The 15,100-nt window shown below is 49.5% G+C and carries 14 protein-coding genes; 6 read left to right on the forward strand and 8 right to left on the reverse strand.

All coding sequences use genetic code 11. The features are described from left to right. Positions 1-10: 10 nt before the first annotated feature. The 6 genes from HF569_RS09220 to HF569_RS09245 form a co-directional block, all read right to left on the reverse strand. Positions 11-751 carry an amino acid ABC transporter ATP-binding protein gene (locus tag HF569_RS09220; protein WP_020089047.1) on the reverse strand — a complete coding sequence of 247 codons (741 nt, stop codon included), beginning with the start codon at positions 749-751 and terminating at the stop codon, positions 11-13. 368 nt (positions 752-1,119) lie between these two features. Next, positions 1,120-2,064 carry a DUF6681 family protein gene (locus tag HF569_RS09225; RefSeq protein ID WP_168902209.1) on the reverse strand — a complete coding sequence of 315 codons (945 nt, stop codon included), beginning with the start codon at positions 2,062-2,064 and terminating at the stop codon, positions 1,120-1,122. Between the two features lie 17 nt (positions 2,065-2,081). Further along, entirely contained in the window at positions 2,082-2,597 is a 516-nt protein-coding gene (locus tag HF569_RS09230) for a hypothetical protein (RefSeq protein WP_168850108.1), read from the reverse strand. Positions 2,598-2,673: 76 nt separating this feature from the next. Continuing rightward, the gene (locus HF569_RS09235) at positions 2,674-3,138 is read right to left on the reverse strand and encodes a Fur family transcriptional regulator (RefSeq protein ID WP_168902210.1); all 465 of its coding nucleotides are present in this window, start codon (positions 3,136-3,138) and stop codon (positions 2,674-2,676) included. Between the two features lie 82 nt (positions 3,139-3,220). Continuing rightward, positions 3,221-3,781, reverse strand: a complete 561-nt coding sequence (locus HF569_RS09240) for a nucleoside/nucleotide kinase family protein (RefSeq protein WP_168902211.1) — start codon at positions 3,779-3,781, stop codon at positions 3,221-3,223. Then, the gene (locus HF569_RS09245) at positions 3,771-4,196 is read right to left on the reverse strand and encodes a bis(5'-nucleosyl)-tetraphosphatase (RefSeq protein WP_168902212.1); all 426 of its coding nucleotides are present in this window, start codon (positions 4,194-4,196) and stop codon (positions 3,771-3,773) included. Before HF569_RS09245 ends, HF569_RS09240 begins: the two co-directional genes overlap by 11 nt. Positions 4,197-4,592: 396 nt before the next feature. Here HF569_RS09245 and HF569_RS09250 point away from each other — a divergent pair, with 396 nt between their 5' ends. From HF569_RS09250 to HF569_RS09265, 4 genes are all read left to right on the forward strand, one after another. Beyond that, positions 4,593-5,993, forward strand: coding sequence for an APC family permease (locus HF569_RS09250; RefSeq protein WP_168902213.1), 1,401 nt, complete (start codon positions 4,593-4,595; stop codon positions 5,991-5,993). A gap of 588 nt (positions 5,994-6,581) precedes the next feature. After that, positions 6,582-9,020 carry a Xaa-Pro dipeptidyl-peptidase gene (locus tag HF569_RS09255; protein ID WP_168902214.1) on the forward strand — a complete coding sequence of 813 codons (2,439 nt, stop codon included), beginning with the start codon at positions 6,582-6,584 and terminating at the stop codon, positions 9,018-9,020. A gap of 103 nt (positions 9,021-9,123) precedes the next feature. Next, on the forward strand, positions 9,124-10,035 hold the full coding sequence (locus HF569_RS09260; RefSeq protein WP_168902215.1) for a proline-specific peptidase family protein: 912 nt from the start codon (positions 9,124-9,126) through the stop codon (positions 10,033-10,035). A gap of 146 nt (positions 10,036-10,181) precedes the next feature. Further along, entirely contained in the window at positions 10,182-10,457 is a 276-nt protein-coding gene (locus HF569_RS09265; RefSeq protein ID WP_168902216.1) for a type II toxin-antitoxin system RelB/DinJ family antitoxin, read from the forward strand. A 211-nt stretch (positions 10,458-10,668) separates the two neighbouring features. Here HF569_RS09265 and HF569_RS09270 read toward each other — a convergent pair whose 3' ends face one another. Continuing rightward, on the reverse strand, positions 10,669-11,262 hold the full coding sequence (locus HF569_RS09270; protein ID WP_168902217.1) for a L,D-transpeptidase: 594 nt from the start codon (positions 11,260-11,262) through the stop codon (positions 10,669-10,671). A gap of 102 nt (positions 11,263-11,364) precedes the next feature. Continuing rightward, complete coding sequence (locus tag HF569_RS09275; RefSeq protein ID WP_168902239.1) at positions 11,365-12,888, reverse strand: ABC-F family ATP-binding cassette domain-containing protein; 1,524 nt, start codon at positions 12,886-12,888, stop codon at positions 11,365-11,367. A gap of 217 nt (positions 12,889-13,105) precedes the next feature. On the opposite strand from HF569_RS09275, the gene HF569_RS09280 reads away from it, so the two are divergent. Both HF569_RS09280 and HF569_RS09285 read left to right on the forward strand, forming a co-directional pair. Then, a complete protein-coding gene (locus HF569_RS09280; protein ID WP_168902218.1) occupies positions 13,106-13,489 on the forward strand; it encodes a VOC family protein in 384 nt (127 codons plus the stop codon). A gap of 118 nt (positions 13,490-13,607) precedes the next feature. Further along, positions 13,608-14,300, forward strand: coding sequence for a CPBP family intramembrane glutamic endopeptidase (locus HF569_RS09285; RefSeq protein ID WP_168902219.1), 693 nt, complete (start codon positions 13,608-13,610; stop codon positions 14,298-14,300). Positions 14,301-15,100: the final 800 nt, after the last annotated feature.

Genomic DNA, 15,100 nt, shown 5'->3' on the forward strand with positions numbered 1-15,100 from the left:
CTCCCCTGAATTAGTGTGTAATAATCTTGCTCAAGAACTGGCGTGCCCGCTCGTTGGTGGGCTGCCCATCAAAGAAGGTTTCCTTAGAGTCATCCTCTAGAATCCGGCCATCCGCCATAAAGATCACGCGGTTAGCCACTTCACGCGCAAAGCCCATTTCATGAGTAACGACCAGCGTGGTCATACTAGAATCCCGGGCGATCGTCTTCATAACGTTGAGCACATCGTCAATCATTTCGGGGTCCAAAGCACTCGTCGGTTCATCAAATAATAAACACTTTGGCTTCATAGCAAGTGACCGGGCAATCGCGATTCGTTGTTGCTGTCCCCCGGACAATTGTGACGGCATCTTAGGCGCTTGGTCAGCCAGGCCAACTCGGTCCAGCATTTCCATAGCCACTTTTTTATTCTCGTTTTCGTCACGATGCAGGACAATTCGTGGCGCCAACATGATGTTTTCAAGAATGGTCTTGTTGGCGTACAAATTAAAGTGTTGGAACACCATGCCCACGTTCTTCCGAATCCGGTTCATATCGGTCTTCGGATTAGCCAGATCCTGTCCGTTAACGATCAATTGACCGTGACGAATGGATTCCAGCCCGTTGATCGTACGAATCAACGTCGACTTCCCCGAACCAGAAGGCCCGATGAGCACCACGGTTTCCCCGTCCTCAATCGTCAAGTTAATGTTGTGTAATGCGTGAAAACTACCGTAGTATTTTTCAACGTTGTGAAATTCAATCATTGACATAAGTCTTTCCCTCCACATAACTAAAGTAGTTGCCATGCAGGCGTCCCCGACGTCCGTGCATCTGATTTTTTGTGTCTAAAATCAAGTTTAAACCAAAAAAATAAGGCGGTCAAAATAAACACTTCCGGTGTAAGCACCCCCGAAAACGATTTAAGTACAAAAAGATTAGGCATACCACGGGTTTAACAAGTGTCCACTATTCGTTAAAAAAATTTGTTAAGCTAGCACCACCATGTAAGAAAAGCTAACATAGGTTACTGCAAATCACGAACATTCTGTCAAAAAAATAGCGCTCAGACTTTTTTGTCTAAGCACTACTTATCATTCTAGAAAATTTGAGTATCCCTAATCCTACTCACCGTTAGCGATTAATGGTGGTAACGGGACGTCCGGGTCATTGGCTCCGAATCCGTCTGTGACTCTGGCGCCTGATCATACCGCGCGCGACGTGACGTTGTCGTGGTATCACGCGCCGGCTGATCGGCTGAGGATGCTTGGTGCGTAGCGTTTTGGTGCTTGTACGCTAATTGAACCGCGACCTGAAAATCATTGGCTTGTTCAATCACTGAAGTTCGACCCAAAACTTTAAACGGACCACCAACTAAAGTTGCATTGGCCAAGTACAGTTCGATCTGATCGCGCACATCCGCGACGTTTTGTAAGCCGACCGTGCTGACGACCCCAACACGTTCTTTTTCGGCCTGGTTCATCCCGGCATAAACGACGAGTTGGTTATTCTCCGTTTGCATTTCGAAGTAAGGAATCAGTGCGCCCGGACCTGAGGCATAGACTGGTTTGCCAGTCTGTCGCGTTTGTTCCAGAATCTCCCGCTCGCCTAACCCGGAATAATCCATTTGGAGCAATTGATTTTGCTGTAAGCGCGTCGCTAAGTGTTGGATATTCTCCTGTTCTAGTGGCGTTGAGGTCAATTTCCCAGGTAATATTTTCTTCTCATCAAAGTACCCGTTCGCCGGAATGTTCCGGCCACCCAAAGTTCGTTTCGGCTGATCCAGTTCAGCTTCCTTAGGCTTCATATGCAGCAACTTTTCAATCTTAGGTGAAATATCAAACGGCGCCTTCTTTTTCGTGAAGTAGTACACCGTATTCAGATAAGCAAAGTAAAGCAGGATCAAAGCGACCAGTAAAATCAATAAGCCCCAGAACGGATGCCCATTTTGCAGGTAACGAATCGCAATATAGAATAAGTAAAGATCCCCTAGCGCGCCTAAAATCACGTAGACGCGATTCTTAATCTTAACACTCACATTGATGTAGCCTAAGTAATGGTTGACCATATCAAGAAAGCTAAGCATTGTTGGTCCCCCTTCCTTTATTGTTGATCCGTAGTCGTATCATTCGTTGCGTTGGCATGGCTGTAAGTGTTCGCGCCACTGTCGTCCGTGGTGTCGTTGGTCGTCGTGCTGGTATCGTTAGTCGCAGAATCATCATCCGTGGTCGTTGAACTCGAGTTCGTGGTAGCCGGCTTCTTGGAAGATGATGTTGTCCCCGTATTGCCAGTTGAATTCGTCGTCCCGGCATGACTTGATTCGGTTTCAGACGTGGAATTTGCAGAAGAACTCTCCGTATCCGTTGTAGAACTACTATCCTTATCGGAAGACTCACTGTCTTTCTTAGAAGAATCGGAATCCTTCTTCTTGCTGTCGTCACTAGCCTTCTTCTTGGAATCATTCGACTGATTGACGACTAGCGATGAACTCGTCGACGTCCGTGAAGCCCCTTCATTGGTCTTCGTGACGGAATTAGTCACCACGTTGGTAGCCCCGAGTGCTAGCGCAATTGATACGATCGCAAACGGCGTGATAAAGGGTGGTGTCCGGTACGCCATACTACATTCCTCCTTCTCCATTTGTACAATGTCTCTTATTATCGCACGTTAATCTCAAAAATTTCTCAAGTTTATGTTAATTTTTAACTAAAGTGGCCGGGTCAGCGCTAACGCCGGCAGCCTTGCATTCCGCACAAATTCCGTACAGTTCAAAGCTGTGTCCCGTAATTTCATATCCCGGTAATTGGTCAGTGAAAAAGTCCATCGGGCACATCTGTAGCTCGGTGACTTTACCACAATTTTGACAGATAAAATGGTGGTGATGCTGATGATGGAAGTCGCATTGATACTTCACCCGCGTACGTTCCTGTTCAGTATTCTGCTCAACAATTCCGACCTCTTCGAACTCTTTCAAGTTCCGGTAAACCGTATTGTGACTCATCCCCGGGAACTCAGTCCGCATATAAGCATCAACGGTCACCACATCCGTGTAATGACCCTGATTGGTCAACAGAAATTCTAGCAACGCGTGCCGCTGCTTGGTTAACTTAAACTTGTTCTTTCTTAAAATCGCCACAGCGGTATTCAACGTGTCTGCCATGATGGCGGCCTCCTCTTAAAATTTAGTCCGAATTCCTAGTAAGTTTCGCACATTTTCAAATGAAACTCAACCAAAGTGCCACTTATTCAGCCTGTAAGCGTTTCATCAACTCATCTAACTTAATCTGGGTCCGTTGCCAGTTGTCATTATTGAGCCGGATGGCTTTGCCTCGTAAGGCTAACGGCATCGTCAGATCACGCCGATATTCGGGACTGGCGAAGCGCTGTTTCAACATCGCCCGGTCATCCCCACGTTGCGTCACCCGTTCGAGCAACTCTTCTGGTTGACTCACCGTCAAGAAGATGATGACCGCCTGCTCACCCAGCTCCTGCGCATAGGTGATGGCGCCTTTGCTGTCCAAGACAATGGCCACGAAAGGTGCTCGCTCAAAGCCCGCCGCTAAGCCTTCCCGCGACGAACCGTAGTGGTAACCGGAATAAAAGACGGATTCCAGGTAGTGATTCTTAGGAAAACTCGTCTCCGTTTCAAAGTAGTAATCCCGACCATCGACTTCGCCTTGCCGGGGTGGCCGAGTCGTGTGCGTAATCACCTTGGTAACTGGGTATTGCGCCACCAAATAATCCTGCACCGTGGTCTTACCCGTGCCCGTCGCGCCGGTAATCACTAAAACCTTATTCGCCATGCCGATCCCCCGTTAAGAAGTCATTCGCTTGGGTCAGCAAGTCCTGCAAGTTGGGATAGCTCAACCGTTCGTGCGCCGTGGCAAAGTCAAACCAGCCAAAGTCACTGATTTCTTCAAACTGCCGTTTAATGGTCACATCAGCGGGAACCTTCGACGTGTAAAGCACCACGTGTTTATGATGACCATTCTTCATATCGTAGTCCAGGTCCGCGTGAAACGTCGGGTCAACCGTGACCTCGAGGCTGGTCTCTTCACGAATCTCGCGAACCGCCGTCTCGATGTCCGTCTCATTACCCTCGACGTGTCCCTTGGGAAAGCCCCAGAAATCACTGGTCGCACTCTTTAACAGTAAGTATTGTGGCTGTTGATCCACCAGCCGATAGACCACTGCCCCACTCGCATTTTCTGTAATCATGTCTAAATTGCCTCCTCTTTCACTGGTTAACAGCAAATTGGTCCGCGTTTAAATGAACCTTAACCATACCATGAACGACAAATAAATTGGAATTATTTTCAAAAATTTCTGTATCAGCTCGTCGCTCACACGTGGCGGCCCTATTCGCCGGACACCCATCACTAGTCACAGGACTAGGAATGGCGTAACACCGGCATTTGTCGTCACCTTTCGCCATCTCAAAAGTCCGATGGCGCCAATTCGCTATTACCATATCTGTTCTATTTTATCTCGAAAACGGGGATTACGGGGAATTTTTAACCAGGAATTCCCCAAACTCACGGCAACTCTCATTGACTTTTAATTTAACTCTAGGGTACACTATCCGAGATATCATCATTATTAAGGAGGCTTTTTATGGGTATTTCGCGAATTTTCCGCCGCGAACGCTTAGATAATTATTTAAAAAGTGATCAGCACTTTGCCAAGACCATGACGGCAAAGGACCTGATGTCACTAGGCATTGGGGCGGTGATTGGGACAGGGATCTTTATCCTGCCTGGTACCATCGCCGCCCAGTACAGCGGGCCCGGAATCGTACTTTCCTTCCTGTTGGCAGCCATTGTCTGCTCAACCGCCGCCATGTGCTATGCCGAATTCGCCTCCGTTTTGCCAGTCGCTGGTTCCGCTTACTCATACGGAAACCTGGTCTTCGGCGAAATCATTGGTTGGGTCCTCGGCTGGGCGCTGATCCTGGAATACGTCTTGGCCGTCGCAGCGGTAGCCAACTCATTTGGCGCGTATTTCAACTCATTCTTGGCCGGTTTCCACCTTTCCCTACCAACGGCCTTCACCGGCCCCTACGACCCCGCACACGGTACATATGGCAACATTGTGGCTATCCTGGTGGTCCTCTTGATCAGTTGGTTGCTCAATCGCGGGATGCGGGAGTCCATGCGGATCAACACGACCATCGTGTTCGTCAAGATCGCCATCATTATTCTCTTCGTGTTGGTCGGTATCTTTTACGTGAAGCCAGCCAACTGGCAACCCTTTGCGCCATTCGGAACGAAGGGTATTCTCCGTGGTGCTTCGACCGTCTTCTTTGCCTACCTAGGTTTCGACGTGGTCTCCGCGTCTGCCGCCGAGGTCAAGAATCCCAAGAAGAACATGCCCGTGGGGATTATCGGCACACTGATCGTTGCCTCCGTGCTGTATATGTTAGTCGCCGTCGTCCTGACGGGAATGGTCCACTACACCAAGCTCAACGTGGCCGATCCCGTCGCCTTCGCGTTGACGCTGGTTCACCAGAACTGGACGTCCGGAATTATTTCCCTGGGTGCCTTAGCGGGAATGTTTACCATGATGGTCACCATGATTTACAGTTCTTCACGACTCATCTACTCCATTGGTCGTGATGGTCTTTTGCCTAAATTCTTAGGTAAAATCGACACGTCCAACGGCACACCTAAGAACAGCCTGGCGGTGATCACCGTGGTTATTGCCCTACTCGGTGGCTTCGTGCCACTCGCACAACTGACCAACTTAGTTAACATCGGGACGCTGGTGGCCTTTCTCTTCGTTTCATTTGGGATCATTCGGCTCCGTCACCTCAAGGAGCTCCCAGAGAATTCCGGCTTCAAAGTGCCGTGGTATCCCGTCTTGCCAATCGTGTCAGGGTTGTTGTGCTTTGGCATGATGCTCCAACTACCGGCTGAAACGTGGATTGCGTCATCCATTTGGTTTGCCTTGGGCTTAATCATCTACTTCACTTACGGCCTGCGTCACAGCCGGTTAAACGATGACCAGTCCGATTAAGCACTACCGTCTGAGTTGAACATTTCCAAAATCTGAGTGGCAAGAATAGTTGACTGAAAAATAGGCTAAACCAGTCACCTACGGCTGCCAGGGATTTCGCCTGCTATGGGGACGCTTCAGACTGGAAGACCACCAGTCTTCTCGCTCGCTTTGGAGCCACGAAAAAACCGTGTCTCCAAAGACGCCCGTGCTGTAAAGCTGGCTGAAAAGTCGCCAGCTAACACCACTTTCACGGCTGGCTCCATCCCTGGCCTCCTCCGGTTTTGATAGAGTTTTACCACGACAACAGTTGGAGAACATTGTTACTTGATGATTTTAATTCAATCGATAACGACTATAACGGTCATCACTCCAGTCGCCTAGGCATGCTGTGTTAGCCGTGAGTGAGTCAAATTTGAGCTCAGCCGTGGGATTTACCAAGTGGTCCTCTTGGTAAATGGCGTCTTTGAGACGTGTTTTTCGGCTCGAACCGTCCTCCCCACAGCGTTCCAGCTCAAATTTGGCGAACGGTAAGGCGGCAAGAATTATCTAGGTTGCCTACAACTTTTAATCCATGATTTACAATTACTCTTTAGGAAGGTGATTTATTTGCGTAATCAACAATTTGCAATTCGACCCACACAACCGGCTACGGCCCTGCGTGAGCTGGAACGGATTCATTTTTTAACTGCCGCTAATCAAAAATTGACTAGTGTGAGTGCTCTGTTACGTGATTTCTATGACAAGAGTTGGCCTGAACACCTGACCGTTGAGGGTGTCGACCGCCAACTTGCCAACCTAATGGCAACACCGGATGTTGATGGGCTGGACTTCTTATCCCATCATGAAAATGTCCCCGTCACCGTCTTCTACAACCTCGCACTCCAGCGGTTGGGCTTTACCCCCGACCTCGACTTCAACTTGGCCGATCCACTCACGGCTATGGCTAAGATCCAGTTACCCGTAGCCGAGCACGCCACCGACGAGTTAACCCTCGTGGAATTAAAACAAGCCTGGTACTTACTGCTCACCACCCACACCAAGGACGGTCAAACCTTCTTGGATCACCTGACGACCCACGGTTACTTTGCGCCCCTGGTTCACGACCCCAGCGTTGAAAAACCATTGATCTTTAATGGCAAAGCCCAAGCCGTATTCGACACGACTCGTCTCATTCGTGAGGTGGTCTACGTGGAAAGTCCTCAGGATACCGATGGCGACGGTCACCGTGATTTACTCAAGGCAGAAGTCATTCGACCAGCCGAAACTGAAAATGGTCTCAAGGTTCCCGTACTGTACACAGCTAGCCCGTACAACCAAGGCACCAACGACGAAGCCGGCGATCAGATGATGCATAACGTCAACGTTCCTTTAGAGCCTAAACAACCCAACGACCGGACTTTAGCCGACGTCACGGCTCAGCCACAATCAACGTCCGTTCCCGAACCACGATCCGTGACGACCACGACTAAAACGGCCGAGGAAACCTTTGCTCGCGAACAGTCCTACACGCTTAACGACTACTTCTTAGCTCGCGGATTCGCCGTGGTCTACGCCGCTGGCATTGGGACGCTTGATTCTGACGGCGTGCGGACCACCGGCGATCCCGAGGAAACGACGTCAACCATTGCCATTATCGAGTGGTTAGCTGGTAACCGGACCGCCTTCACTAGTCCTGCTGCCACTCAGGCCATCCCCGCTTGGTGGAGCAATCACGCCGTGGCGATGACGGGCCGCTCCTACCTCGGAACTCTGGCTACGGCCGCTGCCACGACCGGTGTCGCGGGGCTCAAGACCGTCATTTCTGAAGCCGCCATTTCCAACTGGTATGACTACTACCGTGACGGTGGCCTCGTGGTCGCCCCCGGCGGCTTTCCTGGTGAAGACGCGGATGTCCTCGCCGAAGAAACCTTCAGTCGGCAACTCAAGGCCGGCGATTACCACCGGATTCAGGCCAAATGGCAAGCGGATCTCGCCGCAATTACGCAAGGTCAGGACCGCGCTTCCGGCAACTACAATCGTTTCTGGGACGCCCGTAACTACCTGAAGAACGTCAAAAATATCAAAGCAGATCTGTTGCTGGTCCACGGCCTCAATGACTGGAACGTGAAGCCCCGTAACGTCAACAATCTCTGGAACGCAGTCCGTGACTTACCCGTGACGAAAAAGTTGATTCTGCATCAGGGCCAACACATCTACATCAACGCCTTCCGCTCGATTGACTACACGGATATCGTCAATCTCTGGCTGACCCACGAGTTGCTGGGCGTTGACAATCAGGCCGAAACTCTCCTCCCGAATGTGATTATTCAGGACAACATTCAACCTGAGACTTGGCATGCCACCGATGATTGGGACGCACCTACCAATGCTAAACGCGTCTTCAATCTTCAACACGACGAGCTGGTCGATCAAGCGACCCACGAACCCCTGGAATTTGCCACGAGCTTCAACGATCAGCTTCCAGCCGCGCAGTACCAACGCTACACTAAAGATATTGCGGGCTGGGAAACCGACCTGCTAGGGCAAAAACACAACGACATGTTCGGCCATCGCCTCATCTTCAAATCCGCCGTCTTAAAAGACGATCTGATCTTAGACGGTAAGCCCGTTGTCAAACTTCAAGTTGCGGTTAACCAACCCATGGGGATGCTGAGCTTCCAAGTCGTCGACTACGGCCAAGCCCAACGGTTAGGCGTCAGTCCTACCCCGCTACGGATTAGTCTCGATGAAGGCTACCGTTGGCGTGAGGACAGTCTTCGCGAGTTTAAACTAGCCAAAGCGACTCCTTGGAAGATGATCACGAAGGGCCATCGCAATCTTCAAAACCGCACCAATGCTTATCAAGTGGACGAACTTAAGCCAAACCAGTTCTACGACCTCAGCGTCACGTTGCAGCCGACCCATTATCGGCTATTAGCAGGCCATCAGTTGGGGCTAGTCGTCTATGCGACCGACTTCGGCATGACAGTTCGTGGGAATCAGGATCTCCAATATTCCGTTCAACTCGGCGCATCGACTCTTACGATTCCCTTCGTCGAAGCGTAACGCCTAACGTGGCGGCAGGACCTCCCTGATTAACTTTAGTTTCAGATTCCATGTGACAGTGATAAAATATTATATAATTCATTAGAAACGGGGGACTTTCATTATGAAACAAGGCACGACGATTATTACCTTAGACAACGGCTACCACCTCTGGACCAACACCCAAGGCACTGGCGACATTCATTTGCTCGCCCTACATGGTGGCCCTGGTGGTAACCATGAATACTGGGAAGATACGGCTAAGCAATTGGCTGCCCAAGGCCTGAACGTTCAGGTCCACATGTACGATCAACTCGGCTCCTGGTACTCTGACCAACCCGACTATAGCGATCCAGCAATTGCTAAGAAGTACCTGACCTACGATTACTTCTTGGATGAAGTTGAAGAAGTTCGCCAAAAATTAGGCATCGACAAGTTCTACTTGATCGGCCAATCTTGGGGTGGCGCCTTGGTTCAAATGTACGCTGCTAAATATGGTCAACACTTAAAGGGTGCTATCATTTCCTCAATGGTTGATAACATCGACGAATACGTTGAAAGTATCAACCATATCCGGGAAACGGTTCTGTCTGCCGACCAAGTTGCCTACATGAAGCAAATCGAAGCCGATGGTAACTACGACGATCCGAAGTACCAAAGCTACGTGGACATCTTAAACGACGGCTACGTGGACCGGAAGAAGCCAGCCGCAATCTCTCACCTGATCAGCACCATGGCGACCGACGTTTACGGCGCCTTCCAAGGTGACAATGAATTTGTCATCAAGGGCAAGCTGAAGGAATGGAACTTCCGCGATCACTTGAAGGACATCAAGGTCCCTACCTTACTGACCTTTGGGGAACACGAAACTATGCCTATCGCCACGGGTAAGAAGATGGCTGAACTCATCCCCCACTCTCGCTTCGTGACGACGCCCGAAGGTGGTCACCACCACATGATCGACAACGCGCCGGTCTACTACGACCACTTGGCAACGTTTATCCGCGATGTGGAAAACGACAACTTTAATGCTTAGAATTTAATCAAAGCGTTCTGCGATTTCACTTTTGTGAGATTGCAGAACGCTTTTTTGGGCCAGTATTAAATTCTTTTCGCTTCGTATTTGTGACAATTGGTGATAAAATAGTCACCAGTTAGCAAAGGACAGTTGGGAGGATACTTATGAAAAATTCAGAAAAAACGCGACTAACCATTAGGATGGACCTTGACCGTAAAAAGAAAGCTGAACGCATCGCTGAAGGAATGGGCATCGATCTCACCGCCGCAGTTAACCTCTTTGTTTCCCAAATGATCAAGGAAAATGGACTGCCATTCAAGCCCACCAATAATTCGTTAGCCATCGACTTAAAACAAGCGTTAAAGGACGTTCAAGATGGTAATACAACGGATTATTCGACCGAAGATTTCATGGAACATTTAAACACCTCCGAGGACTAAACTAATGATTAACCAGACCATTAGTGACACTGAAATCACACTATTACTCTTAGATACGGGGTCACACGATATTCTTTAATGATTTAAACCACGTCTTTCACTATCCGATCATTTCGAAGACTACCAAAAATAGCCCCTTATTGTTCTACAATACAAAAAACAGCCTCGCCCCAATCGGCGAGACTGTTTCGTTTGCTTAACAACCTAAACTCTAGTGAACGACAACCTTCATCCCATAAGGAACGTTGGTGTAGACCCACTTAGCGTCAGCCACCGATAACCGCACACAACCGTGCGACGCGGCATTTTTACCGAGCTCTTCGGCTTCGCTCTTGATGAACTTACCGTTCTGATCGGTGGGCACACTGTGGAAGAGATAAATCCCGTGATCCTTCCAAGAAACCCAATATTTAGCCCCTTCACCAGACGACTGATTGTAGAAGAACTTTCCACGCTCAGCCTGAATGGCAAAAGTACCGTGTGGCGTTGCATTTTCCTTGCCCGTTCCCGTGGAACAGTACATGGTATAGAGGACTTTATCCCCATCTTTAATGTAGACCCGTTGCTTGCTGGTATTCACGTCCAGCCAAGCATTGGGGTGCGTCTTTAAGTTCGGATAGGCCTTGTCTTCGGAAGGCTTCCGCCAATTGATCTTCTTGACGGCTGCCTTCTTGGGCGTTGCCCTTTTAGTGGTCTGCGTTGTCGGCGTCTTAGCCGCTGACGAGTGCTGGATAACCCGGTTGATCCCCAGTCCCGCAACGACCACTAGAATGACAATCACGACTAATTGTCTGAAACGTCTCATGCTTTTCCGTCCCTTTCTCCTGTGATTAACTCCAACGTTAACTGTAACGGATTTTCCCAGAAAAGGGAACGGTTTTTACCGAAACGTAACCTTCCCGCAACCTTAATTTTGGGTATTTTTCAAACTCAACTTTTCAACGTTAAGGATCTTGTCGACCAATCCCGTGTAGAAACTAGCCTCATGGCTCACGATGATCGCATTCCCTGGGAAGTTCGCAATGGCTTCCTTCAGGGCTTGCTTCGTTTCATCGTCCAAATGATTCGTCGGTTCGTCCATGATTAAGAAGTTAGCCGGTTCAAATTCCATCATAGCCAACTTAACCTTGGTCTGTTCGCCCCCGGAGAGCTCACCGATCGGTTTCATGGCATTGGCGGAATCTAACCCACACTTGGATAGCTTACCACGAATCGCCTTCTGCGGTAACTTTTCGTACTTCGCCTGGATAATCTGCAGTGGTGTCTGCCGATTGTTATCCCAAACTAAATCCTGACTGAAGTAGCTGATCCGTGCAGATGGGGAGAAGGACGCTTCCCCACCCTTGGCTTTAATGATCCCCAAGATGGACTTGATCAGCGTCGACTTTCCGACCCCGTTAAATCCCGTCAAGCCTACCTTTTGGTCGGTCGTCACGGAGAACGTCACCGGCTTCAACAGTGGCCGGTCATACCCCACGGATAATTCGTCCACCACCAGCGCATTCTGCGACCCCGTTTCCTGATAAGGAAAATCGAAGTGGGCTTGAATATTCGTCGAAGGCGGATCGACCCGATCCATCCGGTTAAGCATCTTTTCCCGTGACTTCGCCATCGTCGACTTAGAGCCCGCCTTGTTCTTGCGAATAAAGCGTTCCGCCTTTTCGATGACCACCTGTTGCTTGTCAAATTCACGCTGCTGGGCCTTTTCCTTTTCAGCCCGCTGACGCATGGCCTGCTTGAAGTTGCCCCGGTATTTCGTAATCTGACCAAACGCCACGTTGATGATACAGTTCGTCACGTCCTGCAGAAAGTCATAATCATGGGAGACGATCAGCGCTGCCCCCTCGAAACTATTCAAATAATCTTCCAGCCACTCAATGTGCGCCGTATCCAAGTAGTTGGTCGGTTCATCCAACAGAATGACGTCTGGTGTTTCCAGCAACAGCTTTGCTAAAATAATCTTAGACCGTTGTCCCCCAGACATCTTGGCCACTTCATGGTCCCGGCCCATATCATCCAGGCCTAACCCCGAAATAACCCGTTCAATCTGCGTTTCCACGTCGTAAAAGTTGCGAGCATCCAATTCCTCTTGAATCCGACCAGCCCGTTCCAAGAGCTTGTCATCCATGCTCTCGGCGTATTCGGTATACATCGCGGTCATCCGATCGTTCATCTCGTACAAATCAGCGTAGGCGGTGTGCAGGAAATCAATCAGCGTCATCCCCGCTGGAATATCGGCGTATTGGTCCAAGTACCCCACGTGGGTCTTCTTCTGCCACTTCACTGATCCCGTCAGTGGTAGCTCCTGACCTGTAATAATTTTAATTAACGTTGACTTTCCAACCCCGTTTTGCCCAACGACACCCATGTGTTCGCCTTTCTCTAGGGTAAAACTGGCATCTTCGTAAAGCTTCTTATCAGCAAAGCTCATACTCAGATCGTCAACTTCTAGTAATGGCACGTAGATCCTTCCCTTCTGCTCTCATGCAAGAAAAAAGCCCCGACAACGTCAAGGCCTTCTCCCAAACGGTAATATATAAGTAGTAACTTACCACGAAACGCCCGGGTTCGTCAACTTCATGGTCTAGGGTCTTCTGTGAAAACTATGCTATAATGGTGAAAATTTACTTCTAAGGACTGAAACTTTCATGAATATTCGAAACATCGACCACATTACGCTGACCGTCAGTGACATTGAGCGTTCCGTACGTTGGTATCACGAGGTCTTTGACCTGCCCATCATCGAATTCGACGATGGCCGTCGCGGTGTTAAGCTGGGCAAACAAAAGATTAACTTCCAACAGAGTGCAGATCTCCACTTGCCGGTTGCCAAGCATCCCACGGTGGGTGGCGCCGACTTCGCCATCATCGCGACCGATCCGCTGGCTAACATTCTCTCCCACCTCACGAACTACGCGGTTGAGATCGTTGACGGGCCGTTTCCCAAGCAGGGAGCCCTTGGCCCGATGACCTCGGTCTACGTCCGCGATCCTGACGAAAACTTGATTGAAATCGGCAAATACGACAAGTAACGGTCACTCATGACTGGGCTTGTCCATCACCGCTGGTCATTTTAAGCAGACAGTGGGCAAGTCCCCCGTCTGCCGATTGACCGAACCACCTGACCTATCATATTGGAGGACTGCTTGAATGAATTCGTTAAACAAAGCCATTAATTGGTTGCTTGACTGGGTACTGCGGGACCTCAAGTGGCTCGGCTTTTTACTGTTATACCTGATTGATAGCCTCTTCCTGACGTTGGCCACGCAACAGGCGAGCCATGGCAGCGCCACGAACCGGACGATCGGCAGCATGCTGATTTATTCCGGGTTGCTACTGGCTTTTATCACCTGGCGCTATCAAAAACAGTTGCAGCAAAACAACCCCCGCCTCTTCGGCCGCACGCCCTTTACCGGCAAGACGGTCAGTCAGCTGATTGGCTTCTTCCTGTTGATGCTTGCCATCCAGTACTCGTGGTCCATCCTGATTACAACCCACATTCTACCGAGTCCCGCCAATCAGACGGCAATCAACCAGCAGGTCATGCAACTGCCGTTTTGGAACCTCGCCTACGCCGTCTTACTGGCCCCGGTCATTGAGGAACTGATCTTCCGGGGAATCTTTCTCAACTACTTCTTTAGCAAAAATACCAAGCTCATGAATTTCCTAGGGATCTTCGTCTCGGGTCTCATCTTTGGCTTCATGCACGTCAGTAGCTTCACGCCCACGCTGATCATGTATTCAGCGCTGGGCTGGGTGCTCGGTTACAGTTATCTTCACTTCCGAGACATCCGCTACGATATGACACTACACTTTTTAAATAACGCGCTGTCGCTAATTTAGCACACAGTAAAGGCCCGGAGCATGCGCCCCGAGCCTTTTTTATGTACGGCCGCTTTTCCACTGAATACCTAGTCATCGTGGCAGCGTCCTTGGCGATTTTCTGACTACGCGTTTGACCTAGTCAGCGCTTCACTCAACTTTAAATACGGATCCCATTATGGTAATGATAACAAGGTTACCCTAGAATCTAAACATAGTATAGCTTATCGGCCGATTATTGGGAAGCGAACTCCCACATATCAGGGAAGGTGCCGTGCGATCATTAAGACACGAAAAGGACCCCGCCTGAAATTACTGCAGAGTCCAGTGATTAACTTATGAAACAAATTTCTGCCGTCATACTGTTTACGTCTAGCTTTAGAGAATATTCAGGTTACGACACTGAAGGTTGAAACTTAAAAAAGGTTCTGTAAAGGTCGCAGCACTACGCTTGAATGATTGAAAGATAGACAAACAGATAATCTCTACCGCCTTGCCGTTCGCCAAATTTGAGCTGGAGCGCTGTGGGGAGGACGGCCTAAGCCACAGGGTGGTCTTAGGCCTCGCTTTGAGCCGAAAAATCATGTCTCAAAGTCGCCATTTACCAAGAAAATCACTTGGTAAATCCCACGGCTGAGCTCAAATTTAGTTCACTCTCGGCTACACAGATAGTGTCATCTATATTTGCTAAGTGCTGATGTACCAATTGATTAAACCAATTTACTAATCAAAGGCTAACATAACCGGAGGAGGGCAGAGGTGGAGCCAGCTGTGTCGACGGTGTTAGCCGATTTCGGCTTACAGCGTGGGACGTGTTTGGA

Origin of the sequence: Levilactobacillus tujiorum, from assembly GCF_012641185.1 — a bacterium.
Taxonomy (GTDB): Bacteria; Bacillota; Bacilli; order Lactobacillales; family Lactobacillaceae; genus Levilactobacillus; species Levilactobacillus tujiorum.

What these genes read in the sequence shown, in the direction of transcription:
- HF569_RS09220 (WP_020089047.1), bottom strand. Translation starts at nt 751, where the DNA reads ATGTCAATGATTGAATTTCACAACGTTGAAAAATACTACGGTAGTTTT.
- HF569_RS09225 (WP_168902209.1), bottom strand. Translation starts at nt 2,064, where the DNA reads ATGCTTAGCTTTCTTGATATGGTCAACCATTACTTAGGCTACATCAAT.
- HF569_RS09230 (WP_168850108.1), bottom strand. Translation starts at nt 2,597, where the DNA reads ATGGCGTACCGGACACCACCCTTTATCACGCCGTTTGCGATCGTATCA.
- HF569_RS09235 (WP_168902210.1), bottom strand. Translation starts at nt 3,138, where the DNA reads ATGGCAGACACGTTGAATACCGCTGTGGCGATTTTAAGAAAGAACAAG.
- HF569_RS09240 (WP_168902211.1), bottom strand. Translation starts at nt 3,781, where the DNA reads ATGGCGAATAAGGTTTTAGTGATTACCGGCGCGACGGGCACGGGTAAG.
- HF569_RS09245 (WP_168902212.1), bottom strand. Translation starts at nt 4,196, where the DNA reads ATGATTACAGAAAATGCGAGTGGGGCAGTGGTCTATCGGCTGGTGGAT.
- HF569_RS09250 (WP_168902213.1), top strand. Translation starts at nt 4,593, where the DNA reads ATGGGTATTTCGCGAATTTTCCGCCGCGAACGCTTAGATAATTATTTA.
- HF569_RS09260 (WP_168902215.1), top strand. Translation starts at nt 9,124, where the DNA reads ATGAAACAAGGCACGACGATTATTACCTTAGACAACGGCTACCACCTC.
- HF569_RS09265 (WP_168902216.1), top strand. Translation starts at nt 10,182, where the DNA reads ATGAAAAATTCAGAAAAAACGCGACTAACCATTAGGATGGACCTTGAC.
- HF569_RS09270 (WP_168902217.1), bottom strand. Translation starts at nt 11,262, where the DNA reads ATGAGACGTTTCAGACAATTAGTCGTGATTGTCATTCTAGTGGTCGTT.
- HF569_RS09275 (WP_168902239.1), bottom strand. Translation starts at nt 12,888, where the DNA reads ATGAGCTTTGCTGATAAGAAGCTTTACGAAGATGCCAGTTTTACCCTA.
- HF569_RS09280 (WP_168902218.1), top strand. Translation starts at nt 13,106, where the DNA reads ATGAATATTCGAAACATCGACCACATTACGCTGACCGTCAGTGACATT.
- HF569_RS09285 (WP_168902219.1), top strand. Translation starts at nt 13,608, where the DNA reads ATGAATTCGTTAAACAAAGCCATTAATTGGTTGCTTGACTGGGTACTG.